19 protein-coding genes are annotated in these 19,078 nt (G+C 70.6%); 6 read left to right on the forward strand and 13 right to left on the reverse strand.

Features of this window, described 5'->3' with window-relative positions; translation table 11 throughout:
* Nucleotides 1-23: 23 nt before the first annotated feature.
* The 8 genes from AMY39116_RS0337375 to AMY39116_RS0337410 all read right to left on the reverse strand — a co-directional run bounded on the left by AMY39116_RS0337375 (nt 24) and on the right by AMY39116_RS0337410 (nt 7,441).
* Nucleotides 24-1,049: an NAD(P)-dependent alcohol dehydrogenase gene (locus AMY39116_RS0337375; protein WP_020422704.1), complete on the reverse strand. Its 1,026-nt coding sequence runs from the start codon at nt 1,047-1,049 to the stop codon at nt 24-26.
* Nucleotides 1,046-1,762 (reverse strand): iron-sulfur cluster assembly protein, encoded by a 717-nt coding sequence (locus AMY39116_RS0337380; protein WP_020422705.1) that lies wholly within the window; start codon nt 1,760-1,762, stop codon nt 1,046-1,048. Before AMY39116_RS0337380 ends, AMY39116_RS0337375 begins: the two co-directional genes overlap by 4 nt.
* A complete protein-coding gene (locus tag AMY39116_RS0337385; RefSeq protein ID WP_020422706.1) occupies nt 1,759-2,796 on the reverse strand; it encodes an amidohydrolase family protein in 1,038 nt (345 codons plus the stop codon). Before AMY39116_RS0337385 ends, AMY39116_RS0337380 begins: the two co-directional genes overlap by 4 nt.
* Before the next feature lie 33 nt (nt 2,797-2,829).
* Nucleotides 2,830-3,189 (reverse strand): propane 2-monooxygenase effector subunit MimD, encoded by a 360-nt coding sequence (gene mimD / locus AMY39116_RS0337390; protein WP_020422707.1) that lies wholly within the window; start codon nt 3,187-3,189, stop codon nt 2,830-2,832.
* Nucleotides 3,190-3,197: 8 nt separating this feature from the next.
* Entirely contained in the window at nt 3,198-4,367 is a 1,170-nt protein-coding gene (locus tag AMY39116_RS0337395; protein WP_020422708.1) for a toluene hydroxylase, read from the reverse strand.
* Between the two features lie 12 nt (nt 4,368-4,379).
* A complete protein-coding gene (locus tag AMY39116_RS0337400; protein ID WP_020422709.1) occupies nt 4,380-5,420 on the reverse strand; it encodes an NADH:ubiquinone reductase (Na(+)-transporting) subunit F in 1,041 nt (346 codons plus the stop codon).
* A gap of 58 nt (nt 5,421-5,478) precedes the next feature.
* Nucleotides 5,479-7,128: a methane monooxygenase gene (locus tag AMY39116_RS0337405; protein ID WP_157358818.1), complete on the reverse strand. Its 1,650-nt coding sequence runs from the start codon at nt 7,126-7,128 to the stop codon at nt 5,479-5,481.
* A 67-nt stretch (nt 7,129-7,195) separates the two neighbouring features.
* On the reverse strand, nt 7,196-7,441 hold the full coding sequence (locus tag AMY39116_RS0337410) for a hypothetical protein (RefSeq protein ID WP_020422711.1): 246 nt from the start codon (nt 7,439-7,441) through the stop codon (nt 7,196-7,198).
* A 140-nt stretch (nt 7,442-7,581) separates the two neighbouring features.
* Here AMY39116_RS0337410 and AMY39116_RS0337415 point away from each other — a divergent pair, with 140 nt between their 5' ends.
* Nucleotides 7,582-9,381, forward strand: a complete 1,800-nt coding sequence (locus tag AMY39116_RS0337415; RefSeq protein ID WP_020422712.1) for a sigma-54-dependent Fis family transcriptional regulator — start codon at nt 7,582-7,584, stop codon at nt 9,379-9,381.
* 150 nt (nt 9,382-9,531) lie between these two features.
* On the opposite strand, the gene AMY39116_RS0337420 is transcribed toward AMY39116_RS0337415, so the two are convergent.
* Nucleotides 9,532-10,134, reverse strand: a complete 603-nt coding sequence (locus AMY39116_RS0337420) for an HAD family hydrolase (protein WP_020422713.1) — start codon at nt 10,132-10,134, stop codon at nt 9,532-9,534.
* Between the two features lie 46 nt (nt 10,135-10,180).
* Between AMY39116_RS0337420 and AMY39116_RS0337425 the strand changes: the two genes are divergently transcribed.
* Together AMY39116_RS0337425 and rraA are read left to right on the forward strand one after the other, a co-directional pair.
* Nucleotides 10,181-10,480, forward strand: a complete 300-nt coding sequence (locus tag AMY39116_RS0337425; RefSeq protein WP_020422714.1) for a helix-turn-helix transcriptional regulator — start codon at nt 10,181-10,183, stop codon at nt 10,478-10,480.
* Entirely contained in the window at nt 10,477-10,947 is a 471-nt protein-coding gene (rraA, locus tag AMY39116_RS0337430) for a ribonuclease E activity regulator RraA (RefSeq protein WP_020422715.1), read from the forward strand. The genes AMY39116_RS0337425 and rraA overlap by 4 nt, the downstream gene beginning before the upstream one ends.
* Before the next feature lie 33 nt (nt 10,948-10,980).
* On the opposite strand, the gene AMY39116_RS0337435 is transcribed toward rraA, so the two are convergent.
* The 4 genes from AMY39116_RS0337435 to AMY39116_RS0337450 all read right to left on the reverse strand — a co-directional run bounded on the left by AMY39116_RS0337435 (nt 10,981) and on the right by AMY39116_RS0337450 (nt 15,819).
* Entirely contained in the window at nt 10,981-11,793 is an 813-nt protein-coding gene (locus AMY39116_RS0337435; protein WP_020422716.1) for a xanthine dehydrogenase family protein subunit M, read from the reverse strand.
* Nucleotides 11,790-12,260 (reverse strand): (2Fe-2S)-binding protein, encoded by a 471-nt coding sequence (locus tag AMY39116_RS0337440; RefSeq protein ID WP_017983258.1) that lies wholly within the window; start codon nt 12,258-12,260, stop codon nt 11,790-11,792. Before AMY39116_RS0337440 ends, AMY39116_RS0337435 begins: the two co-directional genes overlap by 4 nt.
* 1 nt (nt 12,261) lies before the next feature.
* Nucleotides 12,262-14,502 (reverse strand): xanthine dehydrogenase family protein molybdopterin-binding subunit, encoded by a 2,241-nt coding sequence (locus AMY39116_RS0337445; RefSeq protein ID WP_020422717.1) that lies wholly within the window; start codon nt 14,500-14,502, stop codon nt 12,262-12,264.
* 366 nt (nt 14,503-14,868) lie between these two features.
* Nucleotides 14,869-15,819 carry a helix-turn-helix domain-containing protein gene (locus AMY39116_RS0337450; RefSeq protein ID WP_235716298.1) on the reverse strand — a complete coding sequence of 317 codons (951 nt, stop codon included), beginning with the start codon at nt 15,817-15,819 and terminating at the stop codon, nt 14,869-14,871.
* Between the two features lie 123 nt (nt 15,820-15,942).
* Between AMY39116_RS0337450 and AMY39116_RS0337455 the strand changes: the two genes are divergently transcribed.
* The 3 genes from AMY39116_RS0337455 to AMY39116_RS0337465 are packed head-to-tail and all read left to right on the forward strand — an operon-like array spanning nt 15,943 to nt 19,044.
* Nucleotides 15,943-16,896: a VOC family protein gene (locus AMY39116_RS0337455; RefSeq protein ID WP_020422719.1), complete on the forward strand. Its 954-nt coding sequence runs from the start codon at nt 15,943-15,945 to the stop codon at nt 16,894-16,896.
* Nucleotide 16,897: 1 nt separating this feature from the next.
* Complete coding sequence (locus tag AMY39116_RS0337460) at nt 16,898-17,878, forward strand: alpha/beta fold hydrolase (RefSeq protein WP_235716299.1); 981 nt, start codon at nt 16,898-16,900, stop codon at nt 17,876-17,878.
* A complete protein-coding gene (locus AMY39116_RS0337465) occupies nt 17,875-19,044 on the forward strand; it encodes an acyl-CoA dehydrogenase (RefSeq protein WP_020422721.1) in 1,170 nt (389 codons plus the stop codon). The genes AMY39116_RS0337460 and AMY39116_RS0337465 overlap by 4 nt, the downstream gene beginning before the upstream one ends.
* Nucleotides 19,045-19,078: the final 34 nt, after the last annotated feature.

The raw sequence follows: 19,078 nt of genomic DNA on the forward strand, positions 1-19,078 counted from the left end.
CGTCACTCCTCCGCTGCGAGTGGTCAGGGGGTGAGGATCGCCCGGCCCCGCACGCGGCCGCCGTCCAGATCGGCCAGCGCGTCGAGTGCCGCGTCCAGCGGGTACTTCTTCGTGTGCAGCGTGACCTTCCCGGCCTGCGCCAGCACCATCAGCTCCACCAGGTCGTTGTAGGTGCCGACCAGGTTGCCGATCACGTTGCGCTCGGTGGAGATGATGTCGATCGTCGGGATGTCGATGTTGCCGCCGTAGCCGATGACGAAGTGCGAGCCGCCCCGCCGGGTCATCGCGAAGGCGTCCTGCTGGGCGCCCTGCTCGGCGACGAAGTCGAGCACGACCTCGGCGCCGTTGCCGCCGGTCAGGTCCAGCACCGCGTCGACCTGCTTGCCGTCGGCCAGCACCGTGTGGTCCGCGCCGAGCCCGGCCGCGAGCTCGAGCGCCTCGGCGTTGCGGTCGACGACCACCACGGTGGCCGCCGTCAGCGCGCGCAGCGACTGGATGCCGATGTGCCCCAGCCCGCCGGCGCCGTTCACGACGCACAGCGTGCCCGGGTACAGCTGCGGCACCGCCTTGCGCACCGCGTGGTAGGCGGTGATCCCGGCGTCCGCGAGCGCCGCGACGTCCGCGGGTTGTGTGCCGGGGTCGAGCTTGATGCACGCCCGCGCGGAGGTGAGCAGGTACTCGGCCATCCCGCCGTCGGAGTCGATGCCGGGGAAGACCGAGTTCTCGCAGTGCATGTCGTTGCCGGCGCGGCAGGCGTGGCACAGCCCGCAGGTCGGCGTCGGGTGCAGGATCACCGTGTCGCCGACCGCCACGTTGGTCACGCCCGGCCCGATCTCGTGCACCCAGCCCGCGTTCTCGTGCCCGATCGTGTAGGGCAGCGTGACGCCGGACTTCTCCGCCCACTGCTCCTCGATGATGTGCAGATCGGTCCGGCACACACCCGCGCCGCCGATCTTCACCACGACGTCGAAGGGTTCCTTCGCCTGCGGCTCCGGAACGTCCTCGATCACCGGCTGCTGGTGGTAGGCGTGCAGCCGCACCGCTTTCATCGTGCGCCCTCCTGTTCTCCGGTGTGCGGGTACCGCACGCGCAGCATGTCCCGGCAGACCCCGGAGTTGGCCTCCTGCCCCGCCCGCGTCAGCCGCGCGAATCCGAGGTGCCGCGCCGCGTCCGACGGCGGCACCGCCTCGCCGGTCTCCGGGTCGACCAGCAGCGGATCGCCGTCCCCGCACGGCAGCCCGAGTTCCCGGCGCCTGGCCCGGAGCCGTTCCAGGTCCGGGCTCGCGGGCACCTCGCCCAACGTCATCCGTGACAGCCGGTCACCGTCCACACCGGACCTGCGCAGCGCGCGGCAGACCCGGTCGGTGCCGGCGAGCACCGCCTTGCGGACGAAGGTGGCCCGCAGCTCGTCCAGCTCGTTCACCGCCTCCCCCGCGAACGAGGCCACGAACCCCGCCCGCGCCGCGACACCCCTGTTGATCGCCTCGGCCGCGAAGTGGTCGACCAGCCGGACCTCGACGCTCGTGACGCCGGGCACCGCGGAGACGGCGTCGTAGGCGTCGGCGACCATGAGGAACGCGAAGTTCGGCGCGCAGAAGTAGGTCGGCAACCGCAGTTCGACGGCCGCCCGTCCGCCGTCCACCGCGCACCGCGCGACGAACCCGAGGTCGGTGAGCGGCTCGTCCAGCTCGGGGTCGCGGACGGTGCCCAGCGCCTGCCACACCGCGGCGTGGCAGGCGCGGACCTCCTCCAGCGCGGTCACGGGTTCGGCACGCCGACGGGCTCGACCACCTTCGGCGCCTCGAGCCGCAGCTCCTCGGGCACGTCGATGTCGTAGAGCCGGGCGGCGTTCAGCCCGAGGATCTTCTTCTTCTGTTCCACCGTCAGCGGCGCGAAGTCGGACAGCTCCTCGTCGGCCGGCATCTGCCAGTCGACGAACCCTTCGACCTGCCATTTCGGCTCCCAGATCGCGTAGTCCGCGCCGAAGATCAGCTTGTCCTCGCCGAGCCAGAACATCAGCTCGCCCATCACCTTCGCGAAGAACTTCGGCCGGGCGTGCATGAGCCCGCCGACGACGACCGCGAGGCCGGCGTAGACGTTGCGCTCCTGCGTGGCCATGAAGCAGAAGTCCTCGATGCGCGGCAGTCCGACGTGCTCGACGATGAAGTTGAGCCCCTGGAAGCTGGTCGCGGCGCGGTCCACATCGGACATGTCGAACGCGTCCTTGTCCAGCGGCCAGATCGTCGGGCCCTTGTGCACGTGGACGTTCCTGACGCCCAGCTCCTCGCACTTCTCCAGGTAGCGGAACGCCTCCGGGTCCTTCAGGCTCCAGCCGCGGGAGTCGCCCAGCCACTCGGCGGTGTAGAGCTTGACGCCCTTGCAGCCGTAGCGCTTGACCCGCTCCTCGAACGCCTTCATGCCCGCATCGCCCTCACGCGGGTCGAAGTAGGTGTTGACGAGGAACTTGCCCGGGTGCTTCTCGGCCAGCGCCCCGTCGGCTTCGGTGGTGTTGAACCCGTTGCGGTACCACTGCCGCAGGTTCGTCGGCTGGAAGATCGCGACGTCGACGTGCCCGGCCTCGAAGAGGTCGTGCATCATCAGTTCCTCGGAGTACTTCTGGAACCGGTCGATCGGCCAGTGGGTGTCCGCCGGGCCGAGGCCCTGGTAGGCGTGGAAGCATTCGATCCAGCCCTTGGCGTACTCCTCCTGCCCCTCGACCCAGTTCTCCGGGCTCGCGTCCCAGAAGTGGGTGTGCCCGTCGACCACGAAGTACTTCTGGCCGTCCTTTTCGTACATTCTCCTGCCCTCACTCCGTTGTGGTGGTCGGCGTCAGCGGATCGGTTTGAGGTCGAAGTCGAGGTACTCGGCCGCGTCCTCGGGGTTGGCGAACATGATCGTGCGGTCGTCCAGGTGCACCATCCGGCCGTAGTGGGTGGACATGCTCTCCTCGAACTCGGCGGAGTTGAACCAGCCCTCCTCCTCGCCTGCGGCCTCGTCGATCTCGCTGTAGACCACGTCCATCCGGTTCTTCGCGTCCACGCGGATCATCGACGGCAGGTGGGTGATCCGCACGTTGTCCTTGGTCCCCATCACCTCGGCCACGATCACGCCGACCTGGTTGTTCATCAAGGTGAAGCCGCACATGTTGGACGCGGTGTTGTCGGACTTGAACGGGCTCTCGGCGCGCACTTGGGTAGTCACTGGGCCAGCTCCTTCGGTGCTTGCAGACGCAGGTCGGACAGGATGCCGCTGAAGCGGCTCTTCACGCGGTCGAGTCCGTCCTCGAAGCGGGACGGTTTGGCGTCGGGCTGCGACCACAGCGGCTGCAGCGTCCTGGCGGCGGTGATACAGCGCGGAACCCAGGTGCTCAGCCAGTCCTGCATGATCTTCGTGTTGTGCTCGGCGAATTCGCGGTCGTCGACGAGCAGTTCGAACATGGCACGCGTGTAACGCAGGTCGCGTTCGGCGTAGTCGTACTCCTCGGCCCCGATCAGGGTCGGGGTCACGAAGTCGCCGTTGGCGGGCGCCGCCTGCTGCACGAGGTTGCTGCGGAACAGCTCCCCGACCAGCGGCTCGAACACGACGTTGGCGGCGAAGACGGCCTCGCACCAGTCGTCGATCGCGGTCAGCTGCTCGGCGACCTCCCGCACGCCCTGCCAGGCCGGGTCGTCGTTCCACGTCGCCAGGTGCGCGGAGCCGTCGAAGCCCTCGATCTCCTCGGTGAGCGTGAGGTTGTACAGCGCCAGGTCCTGCGCGGCCCGGATCTTGTGCATGCTGTTGACCGAGATCGCGTTGTTGTGCATGTTCGTCGGCGCGCGCCGGTTGGCGTTGGCGAACAGGTACAGGCCCAGCCCGTGGTCGACGTGCATCCACGCCCCGACGTGCTGCGCCACGAAGTTCGTCCAGTTGCGGTTCCACTGGTCGAACGCGTGCGACTGGCGGGCCGCCTCGACGTTCTGGTTGAGCTGGCGCACCACGTTGGCGTTGTACCGGTAGAGCGTGAGCTCCCACTCCTCGTTCGGGTCGCGGAACTCGTGCCAGCCCAGCGCGGGCCAGTCGTAGCCCTTGCCGCCCGAGCCGGGGCCACGCTCCGGCACCGGCCGGTCCGAACCCCACGCCTTGAGCGCGGTCCATTCGAGCGGGTAGCCGCCACGGCCGTCGGCGAAGGCGTACAACCAGCCCTGGGACAGGTAGTGCCGCGGGTCGGGCTGCACCTCGACGGTGACGTCCTCGTAGTGGCTCTGCTTGCGCTTGGCCGGGTTGAAGTAGTTGAACCGGCGCGCCCCGGAGTCCGGGAAGACCTTGGCGCCCGCTTCGGCGTCGGTGAAGACGGGCTTGGGCACGCTGCGTTCCTGCGTCGCTGTCATCGGCTTGTTCCTTCACTCGTCGCCGGTTGTGGTGAACTTGTCGTAGAAGATCCGCCTGTCCGCGACCCCGAGCGCGGGCAGCAGGTCCAGGGCCGCCTCGACCATCGGCGGCGGCCCGCACACGTAGGCGTCGGCGCCCGCGAGGTCCGCCTCGCGGCGGCGCACGACATCGGTGATCAGCCCGGTTTCGCCGTCCCAGTCGTCGTCGCCGGGCTCGGACAACGCGGGCACGTAGGTGAACGCCGGCAGCGTCTGCTCCAGCTCGTGGAGCTCCGCCTCGAAGCAGAGGTCCTGCTTGCGGCGGGCGCCGTAGTAGAACGTGGTCCGGCGCGCGGCCACCTCGCCGCCGCGGGCGGCCATCGACCGCAGCAGCGACAGGATCGGCGCCATGCCCGCCCCGCCGCCGACGAACACCAGCGGCGCGCCGGGCGCGTCCCGCAGGGTGAACACCCCGAACGGCCCGGTCACCTCGAGCCGGTCACCGACCGCGACACCGGTGTCCAGGAACTGGGAGAACAGGCCGCCGGGGTAGATCCTGATCACGAACTCGAGGTGCCCGTCGGTCGGCAGGCCGGCCATCGAGAACGAGCGCGTCTGGTCCGTGCCGGGCACCGCGAAGTCCAGGTACTGGCCGGGGAAGTACTTGAGCGTGGCCGGTTCGACCAGCTTCAGCACGAGGTGGCGCATGTCGTGCGTGACCGGCTCGTTGGACACGACCTCGGCCACCGCGGTCCGGATCGGCAGTCCGGAGTGGATCATCTCCTCGTCGTAGTTGAGCAGTTCGATGGTCAGGTCCTCGTACGCGTGCGCCCGGCACAGCAGCGTGAACCCTTCCTCCTTCTCGAAGTCCGGCAGCGCGAACGTGGAGTACCTTTCGTGCTCCACGTCGTCGCCGTCGAGGATGAACGACTTGCAGGAGGCGCACTGCCCCTCCTTGCAGCCGTGCATGAGCATCACGCCCTGCTCGGCGGCGGCCCGGAGAACCGTCTGGTCCTCGTCGACCTCGATCTCGATCCCCACCGGCTCGAAGCGCACCACGTGCTTGTCGCCCATCGACACCCCTTCGTGTCCCGGCGCGCGGGCCCCGGTGCGCCCGGGGCCCGCGGTGCGATCAGTTCGCCGGCGCCGGCCGCCCGGCCGGGCCCTGGCGGTTGTAGTCGGCGATGAAGGCCGACCGCTCGTCGTCGGTCATCTGGTTGAGCAGCACGTTGGGGCTCTGCACCTCCGGCATGCGCCGCAGGTGGTCCAGCGTCCACATCTTCTTCGGGTCGAGGTTCAAGTGCGGCTGCGCGACCATCGTCTTGCCGTCGTCGCGCACGAAACCCATGTCGGAGACGACGTCGGCCCAGTTCCAGCCGTGGTAGAGGGTCTCCCACTCGCGGGCGCCGACCAGCTGGCCCATGTTCGGCGTCTGCCTGCCCTGGTAGACCGGGCGGAACGCCTCGGCGTCGGTCCACCGGCACGGCTCGGAGCAGTAGGTGCGCCACTGCCCGTCCACCTTGTCGATCACGGTGTCCTCGCGGATGAGGCACGGCACCATGCACGTCCAGCACCGGTGCGGGTACACGTAGTCGACGTCCTCGGCGACGATCGGGTGGTGCCCGTTCGGCACGGACAGCCGGTTGTAGTTCTCCCACCACTTCCCGTACTTGTCGTACCAGCCGGGGTACTTGTGCTCGAACCACTCGAAGTCCTCGTCGGTCATCGGGTCGATGCGCCAGTAGTTGGCGAGCCACCCGGTGGCGAAGAACTGCGCGACCTCGTGCACGTAACCCTTGTTCCAGATGCGGTTCCAGGCCTCCTCGATCAGGTCGTGCGGGATGACCAGGCCGTACTTCTCCAGCGGCACGAGGTAGCTGCGGTAGTAGTCGTCGTAGATCCAGCGGCGCCACATCTCGGCGTAGGACTCGCGGTCCTTGCGGCGGTCCTTGGTGCCGTACTCGATGAACGTGCCGATCGCCGCGTCCACCACGGCGTGGTTGTTCCACCAGGCGTAGCGCAGGTCGCGTTCGAGCAGCTGGTGGTTGCTCTCGTCGGACAGCGCCATCAGCAGCGTGGCGTAACCGTTGCTGATGTGCCGGGACTCGTCGGACTGCACCGAGTGGAAGACGGTCGGCAGCAGGTAGTCGCCGTTGGCCGCGGCCTCCGCCGGCATGGCCACGAACAGCGTGTTGGTGAACGCGGTCTCGGCGACGATCGTCAGGTAGATGCTCGCGGCGGTGATGGCGTCACCGGTGATGAAGCCTTCCGCGAACTGGCGGCCGATCGTGCCGCAGTAGTCGTTCTGGAAGTTGCGCAGGCTCGAGTTGAAGCCGGCCGGGTCGATGTAGTTGTTCATGTACAGGCGCTTGAGGTTCTGCTGGATCGTCGAGTGCCGGACCTCGTCGATCATCTGGATCGCCTGGCCGTTGTGCAGCTCGGGGTTCGGCACGGTGCGGAACAGCAGCGGCATCGCGCGCGCCGCGGAGATCTCCGGCAGCGGGATGATGCTCAGGAACAACTTCTGCCACTCCAGCCAGCGTTCCTGGACCTGGCGGAACATGTTGCCGCGGATCGCGCCGTCCTCGGCGCCGTACACGCGGTGGTCCTTCTCCTCCTGCATCGGGAAATAGGACCGCAGGACCTGCTTGAGCGGATCCTTCTTCTTCGCCTTGCGGAACGTGTAGTCCGTCCCGTACTGCGACACCGGCTCGTGGTAGGCCGGTTCCCAGGACAGTTCCTGGATCTTCTGGTGGGCTCTCGCCACACTTTGGCGGCTCATGATCACTCCTAGGTGGGCACAAGTCCTACACCGTCTATTGGAGGCCGGGCGCCCGCGCGTGCGGGTCTCAATATGAGACAGGCGGTTCAGGTTCGCCGAAGACGGATCGGCGCAGCTCGGCGAGGTGGTCGTGCACCGCGGCCTTCTGCCGGGCGTCGCCCTCGGCCTCCGGCGTGATGCCGAGGGCGCGCAGCAGTTCCGCCGCCGGGTCGCCCGGGTGCCCGTCCCCGAGGGTGGGGTGCAGGCCCTGGTCGACGAGGTGGTGGAACACGACGTTCACGACCGTCCACGGGTTGTACGTTTCCTCGGGCATGCACCCATCCCACGCCCGGCCAGGACGGGGGCGTGTCTCAATTTGAGACGCGGTGCGACCGGCTGGGCGGCTACCTTGTGACCCAGGACACAACGGCGGTGTCCGGACTACCCTGTGCGGGGCAGCGGCAGGAGGTCAGAGTGGACCACGACCGGGGCGGCGCGGTGCTCGACGACGTCAAGCTGGCGCGCACCCGGTTGCGGTTCCTGACGGCCGAAGCGGTCGAGCCCGGGCAGGTCCGCGAGGCGATCCTCGCGTCCTGGTGGCGCTCCCGCGAGTTCCAGGTGCCCGCCGACCGCATCGACCTGCCCTACAGCGGCGACCAGAACCTGGACACGCCGCTGATCCGCGGCGCGCAACCGGTGCTGGAACGGCTGGGCGACCAGCTCGACGGCCAGCCGATCAGCATGATCCTCACCGACCAGTCCGGCGTCGTGCTCACGCAGCGCACCGGCGACCACGACCTGCACCGGCACCTGCAGAGCGTGGAGCTGGCGCCCGGGTTCAGCTATGGCGAGAAGTTCGTCGGCACCAACGGGATCGGCACCGCGCTCGCCGACGGGCGGCCGACGCAGGTGTTCGGGCACGAGCACTACGCGGAGAACCTGGAGAACCTGGCGTGCGCGGGCGTGCCGATCCAGCACCCGATCTCCGGCAAGACGATCGGCGCCGTGGACCTGACCTGCTGGCGCAAGGACGCCGGCGGGCTGCTCGTCGCGCTCGCCAGGTCGACCGCCGAGCAGATCCGGCAGGCGCTGCTCACCCACAGCACCATGCGCGAGCTGGTGCTGTTCCAGACCTACCTGCAGGCCTGCCGCCGCACCACCGGGATCGTGATCGCGTTCAACGACGACGTGGTGATGATGAACGACGCCGCCCGCCAGCTCCTCGACCCGGTCGACCAGTCGCTCGTGCTCGGGCACGCCAAGCAGGCGCTGTCCGCGGCCCGGCGCGCCACCGAGACGATCGTGCTGTCCAGCGGCGGCAAGGTGCGGATGTACTGCCGTCGCGTGGCGGGCGAGCGGAGCGGCGAGATCGCCGGCGGGGTGCTGTCGGTGCAGCTGGTCGACACCGACGACGGGGGCGCGGGCGTCACGCTGCCCGCCGTGCCGATGTTCCTGCCCGGCGTGGCCGGGTCGGCGCCGACGTGGTCGCGCAGCTGCCACGCCGTCGACAGCAGCTTCGTCCGCGGCGAGTGGCTGGTGCTGGCAGGCGAGCCCGGGGTCGGGAAGCACACGCTGGCGCAGGGCGTGCACCGGCGGCGCAACCCGGCCGGGCGGCTGCACACGCTCGACGCGGCCGAGGCCGGACCGGGCTGGGCCGGGGACGTGCGGCACGAGCTGCTCGACGACCCGGTGGACACGCTGGTGATCCGGCATGCCGACCGGCTGGGCGACGAGGACGTGCGCGCGCTGGTCGCCGTGCTGCGGCAGGTGCCGCGGCCGGACGGGCCGTGGGTGGCGCTGACGCTGACGCCGGAGGCCGAGAGCAGCCCGCGGCTGGCGGAGCTGCTCGCGTTCTTCCCGCGGACGGTCGGGGTGCCGTCGCTGCGGCGGCACGTGGAGGACCTGGCCGAGCTGGTGCCGCTGTTCCTCAGCAAGCTGTCGCACGGCGGGCAGATCACGTGCTCACCGGAGGCGATGCACCTGTTGATGCGGGCGTCATGGCCGGGCAACACGGCGCAGCTGCACCAGGTGCTGCGGGAAATCACCCAGCGGCGCCGCACTGGGACCATCCGGCCGAACGACCTGCCGGCCGAGTACCACACCATCACGCGGCGTCCGCTGAACCGGTTCGAGGCCGTCGAACGCGACGCGATCGTGCGCAGCCTGGAGGACGCGGGCGGCAACAAGGCCCGCGCGGCGCAACTGCTGGGCATCTCCCGCGCGACGATCTACCGGAAGATCCACGAGTACGGGATCGTCACGCCGGTGCACTGACGCCGGCGCGGTGGGTTTGCCGTTCTGGGCGGTGTGTTTGCTGTCTGGGTGGTGTGTTGGCGTTCCGGGTGCGGGCCAGCCACCCGGCACCAAGGCGCCCACTCCGGGCGCCTTGTTCACCACGCAGCCGTGTTCTCTCCCCAGGCGACGTCACGCGGTGCGCAGGCTCCGCGCCCACTCGGCGAGATCCGTGACCGTCCAATCCGGACTCGCGTGTGCGGGCAGCGGGCGGCGGCCGTCGCGGGTGACGAAGGCCGTGCGCATTCCCGCGGCCTGCGCGCCGGCGATGTCCCAGTCGTGCGCGGCGACCATCACCGGCGGCTCGCCGGCGTGTTCGACCAGCGCGTAGGCCGCCGGGGACGGCTTGAGCGCGCCCGCCGCCTCGGCCGAGTAGATCGCGTCGAAACCGAGGTCCGCGAGTTGCGCCTCGATCACCGCCTGCGGCGAGTTCCCCAGCGCCACCAGCCGGTGCCCCTGGTCGCGCAGCTCGGCCAGCGCGGGCTCCACATCGGGGTGCGGCGGCAGGGATCGCAGCGTCGCGGCCAGCCGTGGCACGTCCGCATCGGGCGCGACGGCGCGTGCGCAGGCTCCGGCGAGCTGCGCGAAGTCCTGGTACCGGCCGCTCGCGGTGACCACCAGCGCGGTGTGGATGAGCAGGTCGAACCACCGCGTGCGGACCTCCTCGCCGCCGAGGACGTCGTCCAGCGGCGCGAGGTCGAGCAGGGTTTCGTTGATGTCGAAGACCATGAGCATGACCGGCAAGGTACTATCACCTTCGTACCTACGACAAGGGGACGCGATGGACCTCGATCTCGGCACCGTGCTGTCGGCGCTGGCCGACCGGCACCGGCGCGGGGTGGTCGTCGACCTGCTGGACCGGCCGGACGGCGAGCACGCGTGCGCCTCGTTCGACCTGCCCGTCGCCAAGTCGACCCGCACCCACCACTGGCGGGTGCTGCGGCAGGCCGGGCTCATCGACCAGCGCGACGCGGGCAACGGCAGCTTCGTGCGCCTGCGCCGGGACGAGATCCACCAGCGGTTCCCCGGCCTTCTGGACTCCATCCGGCAGGCCCACCACGACGAAAGGCGATCCGAGTGACCTCCTCCACCGCCGACCTGGTCGACGAGCACGGCGACAAGCTCCGGGTGTGCGACACGCAGTTCCGCCAGTTCGGCGGGCAGCGGGTGTTCTCCGGCCGGGTCCGGACCGTCTCGTGCTACCAGGACAACGGCCTGGTCAAGCAGGTGCTCGCCACGCCGGGCGAGGGCGCGGTGCTGGTGGTCGACGGGCGCGGCTCGCTGCACACCGCGCTCACCGGCGACCTCATCGCGGGCTCGGCGGTCGAGAACGGCTGGGCCGGCCTGGTGATCAACGGCGCGGTGCGGGACAGCGCGGTGCTCGCCGGGCTGCCGATCGGCATCAAGGCCCTGGGCACCAACCCGCGCAAGAGCAGCAAGGCGGGCAACGGCGCGGTCGACGTGCCGGTCGGCTTCGGCGGGGTCACCTTCCACCCCGGCGACATGCTCTACGCCGACGACGACGGCATCGTGCTGCTGGAGAGCTGAGCGTGGGGCGGGCCGGCCGGCCCGCCCCCTGGCTCAACGACCGGCGGACACCAGCGCCCGCTCGGTCAGCACCCGCGCCAGGTGCTGCCGGTACTCGGCCGTCGCGTGGGCCTCGTCGGCCGGGGAGGTGCCCTCCGCGGCCAGCGCGGCGGCCTCGGCGGCGGACGCGCCGTCGGCCAGGGCCGCCTCGGTCGCCGTGGCGCGCAGCGGGGTGCCGCCCATGTTGATCAGCGACACGGCGCTCCCGGCGACGACGACCCCGACGATCGCCCAGTCGATCGACCGCCGCGTGAACTTTTCGAACGCCCACCCGGCGCCGTCCTGCACCGGGATCCGCACCTCGGTCAGCAGCTCCTCCGGCGCGAGCGGCGTCTCGAACGGCCCCTGGAAGAACTCGGCCGCCGGAATCCGCCGCTCGCCGTCCGGGCCGCGCGCGACCAGCACCCCGTCCACGGCGAGGACCGCCGCGGGCAGGTCGGCCGCCGGGTCGGCGTGGACCAGCGAGCCGCCGATCGTGCCGCGGTGGCGCACCTGCTGGTCCCCCACCTCGCCCGCGACGTGCGCGAGCAGCGGCGCGTGCTCGGCCAGCACCGGGTCGTGGTGCAGGTCGTGGTAGCGCGACATGGCGCCGATCGCGATCTCGCCGCCCTCGGCCCGCACGTACCGCAGCTCGTCGAGCGGGCCGATGTCGACGACCACCTCGGGCGCGGCGAAGCGCAGTTTCATCAGCGGCAGCAGGGACTGCCCGCCCGCCAGCAGCTTGGCGTCGTCACCGTGCTCGGCGACCACCGCGAGCGCTTCGTCCACAGAGGACACCCGCCGGTAGGTGAACTGGGCCGGGATCACCGCTGGACCTCCTGCCCGGACGCGTTCATCACCGCGTTGACGATGTTGTGGTAACCCGTGCAACGGCACAGGTTCCCCTCCAGCCCCGCACGCACCTCCTGGCGCGTCGGCTTCGGGTTGTGGTCCAGCAGCGACACCGACGCCATGATCATCCCGGGCGTGCAGAACCCGCACTGCAGGCCGTGTTCCTCGCGGAACGCGCGCTGCACCGGGTGCAGATCGCCGTCCTCGCCGTGCAGGCCCTCCAGCGTGGTGACCGAGTGCCCGTCGGCCTGCGCGGCCAGCACGGTGCACGACTTCACGGACTCGCCGTCGAGCAGCACCGTGCACGCGCCGCAGGAGGTGGTGTCGCAGCCGATGTTCGTCGCCGTCAGGCCGGCCTGTTCACGCACGAAGTGGACCAGGAGGGTGCGGTCCTCGACCTCCTCGGAGACCGTCGTGCCGTTGATCTCGATCGAGACCTTCACTTCAGTTCGCCTTCCTCGCGTCGGTGAGAGCCTGCCAGACCCGCAGCGGGGTGGTGGGCATGTCGAGATGGCGCACGCCCAGGTGGGACAGCGCGTCGACCACCGCGTTGTGCACCGCGGGGGTCGCGCCGATCGTCGCGGCTTCGCCGATCCCCTTGACGCCCAGCAGGTTCCGCGTCGTGGGCGTCTCGGAGTCGACCAGCTCGAAGTCGGGCAGCTCGGTCGCGGTGATGAACGAGTAGTCGGCCAGCGTGGCAGTGGTCGGGTTGCCGTCGGCGTCGTAGTTCATGACCTCCAGCAGCGCCTGCGCCGCGCCCTGGCCGAGCCCGCCGTGCCGCTGACCCTGGAAGGCGAGCGGGTTGACGATCGGGCCCGCGTCGTCGCACGCGATGATCCGCTTCAGCTCGACCTTCCCGGTGAGCGTGTCGACCTCGACGACGGCGAGGTGCGCGCCGAACGGGAACGTCGGGGTGCCGTCGCCGAACCACACGTCGGCGGTCAGGTCGGCCTGCTCGGCCACCTGCGCCCAGGTCACCGAACCGCTCGCGGGCGCGCCGCGCACCTGGAAGGCGCCGTCCGCGAGCTCGATGTCGTCCGGGCTGGCCTCCAGCCGGTCGGCCGCGAGCGCGCGGGCCTGCTCGATGACCTGGTCGGCGGCTTGGCGCAGCGCGGATCCGCCCAGCTGCAGCGATCGTGACCCGAAGGTGCCGATGGCCCGTGGCACCTCGTCGGTGTCGCCGTGCCGGATGCTGATCTTCTCGATGGGCACGCCGAGCTGGTCGGACAGCAGCATCGCCAGCGTGGTGTCCAGGCCCTGGCCGTGCGGCGAGGCGCCGGTCCACGCGGTGACCGAGCCGTCCGGGTTGATGTGCACCTTGCCCGCCTCGCCCGCCCGGTCGTTGCCGGTGACCTCGACGTAGGCGGACAGGCCGAGCCCGAGCACGACCGGGTCGCCCGCCTCGCGGCGGCGGGCCTGCTCGGCGCGCAGCTGCTCGTACCCGCCGGCTTCGAGGACCTTGTCCAGGACCTTCGCGTACTCGCCGGTGTCGTAGTTCGCGCCGGTCGGCGACTGGTACGGGAACTCGTCCGGGCGGATGAAGTTCACCCGGCGCACCTCCGCCGGGTCCATGCCGATCTCGGCGGCGAACAGGTCCATGGCGCGCTCGATGGCGGCCGCCGCCTCGGGCCGCCCGGCGCCGCGGTACGCCGCGATCGGCGTGGTGTTGGTGACGACGGCCCGGCTGCCCGTCTCCACCTTCGGGAAGTGGTAGACGCCGGTGCCCATCAGCTCGGTCAGCGTGGGCAGGAACATCGTGCGCGGGTAGGCGCCCGCGTCCTGCACGACCTCCAGCCGGAACGCGAGCACGGTGCCGTCGCGGCGGCCACCGATGGTGACGGTGTTCTGCTGTGCCCGGCCGTGCGTCATCGCGACCAGGTTCTCGCTGCGGGTCTCCACCCAGCGGATCGGACGGCCGGCCCGCTTCGAGGCCCAGCCCAGCACGACGGACTCGGGGTCGGTGCCGATCTTCGCGCCGAACCCGCCGCCGACGTCCGGCGTGATGACCCGGACGTTCGCCGACTCGACGCCGAGGCCCTTCGCGACGGTGGAACGGGAGATCTGCGCGTTCTGCGTGGACAGCCACAACGTCAGGCGGCCGTCCTCGCCCCACGCGCAAGCCGCGCCGCGCACCTCCAGCGGCGCCGGGGCGACGCGCTGGTTGAGGATCGTCTCGGTGACCACGACCTCGCACTCGTCGAAGGCCTTGTCGTCGAACTCGCCGCCGGTGGTCTGCAGCAGGTTCGTGCCCTGGTCCGGGAACAGCACGGTCTCGTCGCTGAGCGCGCTGTCGATGCTCGCCACCACGTCCAGCGGGTCGTAGTCGATGTCGACGAGTTCGGCGGCGTCCGCGAGCTGGTAGCGCTCCTCGGTGAGCACGAGCGCGACGGGCTCACCGACGTAGCGGACCACGCCGTCGGCGAGCCACGGTTCCACGACCGGGCCCGCCTTGTGCGGGGCGAGATCGATGTCGGCGGCCGTGTAGACCGCGACGACCCCGGGCGCCTCCAGCGCGGCCGAGGTGTCGATCGAGGCGATGCGGGCGTGCGCGATCGGGCTGCGCACGAACATCGCGTGCACCGCGCCGGTCAGCGCCTCCACCCGTAGATCCTCGACGTAGGTCCCACCCTGCGTGATCAGCTGCTGGTCCTCGATGCGGACCACCCTGGTGCCGACGATGCTCAAAACTGGCCTCCCACTACGGATACTTCGCGATCATGCCTCCTGGCGCGGCGGAAGTCACCCTCGGGTTCGCCCCGCGGAAGACGTCGATGGCAGAATTTTGCCGAACACGTGCGGTTCTGCCACTCGTGCCGGGGGCGCGGCTGGAGCACGCTCCAGGTGTGGGAAAGCTGAGCCGAATCTTCGCCGGGCTACGGGAGTTCGCTGCCACGCAGATCGAGCTCACCGAGCGCCGGGACCTGGAAAACCGGCCGTGGGAAGAGGAGTTCCTGCACTGGTCCGCGGACGGGCACCTGCACGGGGCAGTCGTGCCGCCACGCGGGCGCCACAGCACGTCCCGCTCCGGCTGGTGCCCCGGACTCCACCGCGCTACCGCAGGCCCGCCAGCGACTCCGCGCGGAACTCCGCGGGGGTGCGGCCCGTCTCGCGCTTGAAGACCTGGCCGAAGTGGGACGCGCCCTTGAACCCCCAGCGCGCGGCGATCGCGGCGACCGGCGTCGCGGCCAGCCGCGGGTCGGCCAGGTCGCGGCGGCAGCACTCGACACGGCGGGCGCGGATCCACGACGACACCGTGAACCCGGTGCCCGCGAACAGGTTGTGCAGGTGCCGGGGCGAGATGTAGTGCGCGGCGGCGACCGCGTTCGGGCCCAGGTCCGGGTCGCCCAGGTGCGCGTCGATCCACTCGCGCACCTGCTCCAGCAGCGCCTCGCGCCGTCCGGGCAGCAAGCGCGTGCCGTGCAGCATCACGGTCACCAGGTCCATCACCGTGCGCACCGCGCGCGGGCCGTGCGGGCCCAGGGACTCCACGTTCCGGTTGAGGCTGAGCAGCATGCCCCACACGGTCGACGGCAGCCCGGGCTCGCACTCGAAGGCGGTCGCGGTGATTCCGGGCGGCGGCGCGGGCAGGTACCGCTTGGGGAACCGGATGCAGGTGGAGCGGTAGTCGTCGCTGGAGACGATCGCGGCGGGCTTCGCGGAGTCGTAGATGGCGAACTGCCCCGGCTTCAGGACCGCGGTCCGCCCGTCCTGCGCCAGGCGCAACTGCCCGGACAGCTGCAGGGTCATCACGTAGAAGTCCTGCTCGTCCGGCGAGATCGTGGCCGCGTCCCGGTAGGCGGCGTGCCGCCCGCTCTCCATGTCGACGAAGTTGACGTCGGCGAGTGGGCGGTTGCGGACGATGCCGGCGAAGGCGCGCGGGCGCTCGCAGTCGAAGTGGAACCGCAGCACGCTGCGCTCCACCTGGTGCGTCCACGAGCCGAACTCGACCTTCGGCCCGGAGGCCGGGGGCGCCACGGCCACCACGTCCGCGAGTGACGTCATCGTCATCCCCACCGGTTGTGCGCGCATTCGACAGCGGTGTGCGCCCATCGTTCATGACGGGCGCCGTCCGCCGAATCTACCGTTGCGGCACCACCGCGGAAAACCTCAGTGTGGAGGCGTTTCATGGCGTTCGTCGAAGGTTCCCACCACGTCACGTTGTCCGTCGCGGGCGCTCAGGAGGACGTGGACTTCCACGTCAAGGTGCTGGGCATGCGCCTGATCAAGCGCACCGTCCTGTTCGACGGCTCCCTGCCGATCTACCACCTCTACTACTCCAACGCCGCGGGCGACCCCAGCAGTGTGGTCACCACGTTCCCGTGGGCGCAGGCCGGGTTCTACGGCAAACGCGGCACGAACCAGGCGCGCGAGGTGCTGCTGTCGGTGCCGCACGATTCGCTGGACTTCTGGCACCGGCGCCTGACCGAGCACGACGTCGAGGTGGACAACGTCGAGGTGTTCGGGCAGCGGCGGCTGGCGTTCCGGCACCCGTCCGGCATCGAGTACGTCTTCGTCGGCAACACCGGTGACGACCGCGTCGGGCACGCGGGCTACGGCGTGCCACCCGAGTGCGCGATCCACGGGATCCACGGCGTGGGCATCCACGTCGCGACGCCGGACCGGATGGTCGAGTTCGCCGAGGAATCGTTCTTCTCCCAGGGCCGTCTCGCCGAGGAGGGCGACCGCGCGGCGCTGCAGATCGGCAACGCCAAGTACGGCAACCACCTCGAGCTGACGGTCAACCGCACCGACGACCAGGGCACCTGGGGCTACGGCGCGGGCACCTACCACCACTTCGCGTGGAACGTCGGCAACCTGCGCAACCAGGACGAGGTCAAGTTCGACATCGAAGGCCGCGGCTACACCGACATCTCGGAGCTGAAGGACCGCAAGTACTTCAAGAGCGTGTACGTCCGCACGCCCGGCGGCGCGTTGTTCGAGCTGGCCGTGACGCACCCCGAAGGCGGCTGGACGTGCGACGAGTCGCCGAAGGAGCTGGGCACGCGGTTCCAGCTGCCCGAGCAGTTCGAGCACCGCCGCGAGGAGATCCTCGCCCGGCTCGAGCCGATCGAGATCTGACGTGACCGCACCACATGTGACCGGCGGTCACGAGATCACCGTGCGCCGCGGGCAGTTCTGGATCCCGGGCGAGCGGGTGGCGGCCGGCGGCGTGACCGTGCAGCGGGCGCCGATGTTCGTGCAGTGGGAGGCGCCGCCGGAGGTGACCCGGCCGTACCCACTGGTGCTGGTGCACGGCGGCGGCGGGCAGGGCACCGACTGGACCGGCACCCCGGACGGGCGGCCGGGCTGGGCGACGCGCTTCGTGGAGGCCGGGTTCGCCGTGTACGTGGTGGACCGGTGCGGCCACGGGCGTTCGCCGTACCACCCGGACGTGGTGGCGCCGATGGGCGCGCCGTTCCCGTACGAGGCGGCGCGGGCGTTGTTCCTGCCCGAGGAGCGGCGCGGCGAGCAGGTCCAGTGGACTTACGGTGAGGCGGAGGTCGACCAACTGCTGTGCCCGATGGGCCCGTTGCCCGCGGACCTGGCGGAGTCGCAGCGGATGGACGCCGACCGGCTGGGCCGGTTGCTGGACCTCACCGGTCCCGCGGTGCTGGTGACCCACTCCGCGGGCGGTCCGGTCGGGTGGCTCGCGGCGGACGCGCGACCGGATGCGGTGGTGGCGATCGTGGCGGTCGAACCGGTCGGCCCGGCTTTCGCCGAGATCCCCGGGATGGGTTCGCTGGACTGGGGGCTGACCTCGGCGCCGATCACCTACGACCCGCCGGTTTCCCACCCGGCCGAGGTGCGAGCGGGAATGCCGATCCCGGCGCTGGCGGGCAAACCCGTCGTGGTCGTCACCGGTGGCGCGTCGGCGTTCGCGGACTTCGCGCCGCAGGTCGTGGACTTCCTGCGCGACGCGGGCGCTCTCGCCGTGCGGCTGCACCTGCCCGACCACGGCGTCAAGGGCAACGGGCACGGACTGATCTTCGAAGCCAATTCCGACGAGACGGTGCGGCCGGTCATCGACTGGATCCGCGGACTGGAGGGGACGGACGCATGAGCCTGCACGTCAGCGACGAGTTCGACGGGTTGATGGCGCGCCTGGACGAGGCCGCGCCGGTGCTCGCCGCGAACGCCGAGAAGGGCGAGGAACTGGGGCGGCTCACCGACGAGGTCGCGCAGGTGCTGCACGAGACGGGGGCGCTGAAGATCGGCATCCCGCGGGACCTGGGCGGGTACGAGTTCTCGCCGCGACAGGTCATCGAGACGATCGCGAAGATCGCCTACTCGGACGCCTCCGCCGGGTGGTCGTTCATGGCGTTGCAGATGGTCACCGGCACCACGGCCGCCTACCTCGGTGACGAGGCCGCGGCGGAGTTGTTCCCGGACGTGCCGGGCAACCGGTACGCGCTGATGGCGGGGCAGGGCACGCGGCTGGGCGCCGCGCGGCGCGTCGACGGCGGGTATGTGATCAACGGGCAGTGGAGCTTCGCGTCCGGGATCTCGATGGCCAGCCACATCCACACGGCGGCCTTGTGCGAGGAGACGGGGCAGGCGCTGATCTTCACGTTCCCCAAGGAGCAGGCGACGCTCGTCGACAACTGGGACGTGATGGGCCTGAAGGCGACCAGCAGCATCGACTACGTGTGCGAGGACGTGTTCGTGCCGTCGACGCACGTGTACGAGATCACCACGATGGCGGCCCGGCACGGCGGCGCGATCTACCGGATGGGGCTGGCGAACATGGCCGGCGTGTGCCACACCGGCTGGGCGCTCGGGGTGGGGCGCCGGATGCTCGACGAGATGCGGGCGCTGGCCGCGCGGAAGTCCGGAACGCCGGGCGCGTCGGTCGACACCGGGCAGTTCCACGCGGAGTACGCGCAGGCGGAGGCGGCGCTGCGCTCGGCACGGGCGTGGGCGATGGAGGTGTGGGAGGCCAACGAGGCGACCCTGGACGGTGGTTCGCTGCTGACCACGGAGCAGGAGACGCTCACCCGGCTGATGCTGAACAACACGACGTGGTCGGTGCACGCGGCGGGCCAGACGGTGTACAAGTGGGCGGCCACGGCGGCGCTGCGCAGGGGCGACCTGCAGCGCTTCTTCAGGGACCTCCACGCCGGGACGCAGCACATCACGTCGGGGCCGGTCGTGCTGCAGAACTGCGGCCGCTGGATGGCCGGCCTGGCGCCGGAGGCGCACTGGGAGTTCCTGGAACTGAAGGGCTGAGGGCAGGAGCGCAGGGCGGCGGCGCCCGCGGGGC

The sequence above is a fragment of the Amycolatopsis sp. ATCC 39116 genome (genome assembly GCF_000231075.2).
In the GTDB taxonomy this organism is placed as follows: domain Bacteria; phylum Actinomycetota; class Actinomycetes; order Mycobacteriales; family Pseudonocardiaceae; genus Amycolatopsis_E; species Amycolatopsis_E tucumanensis.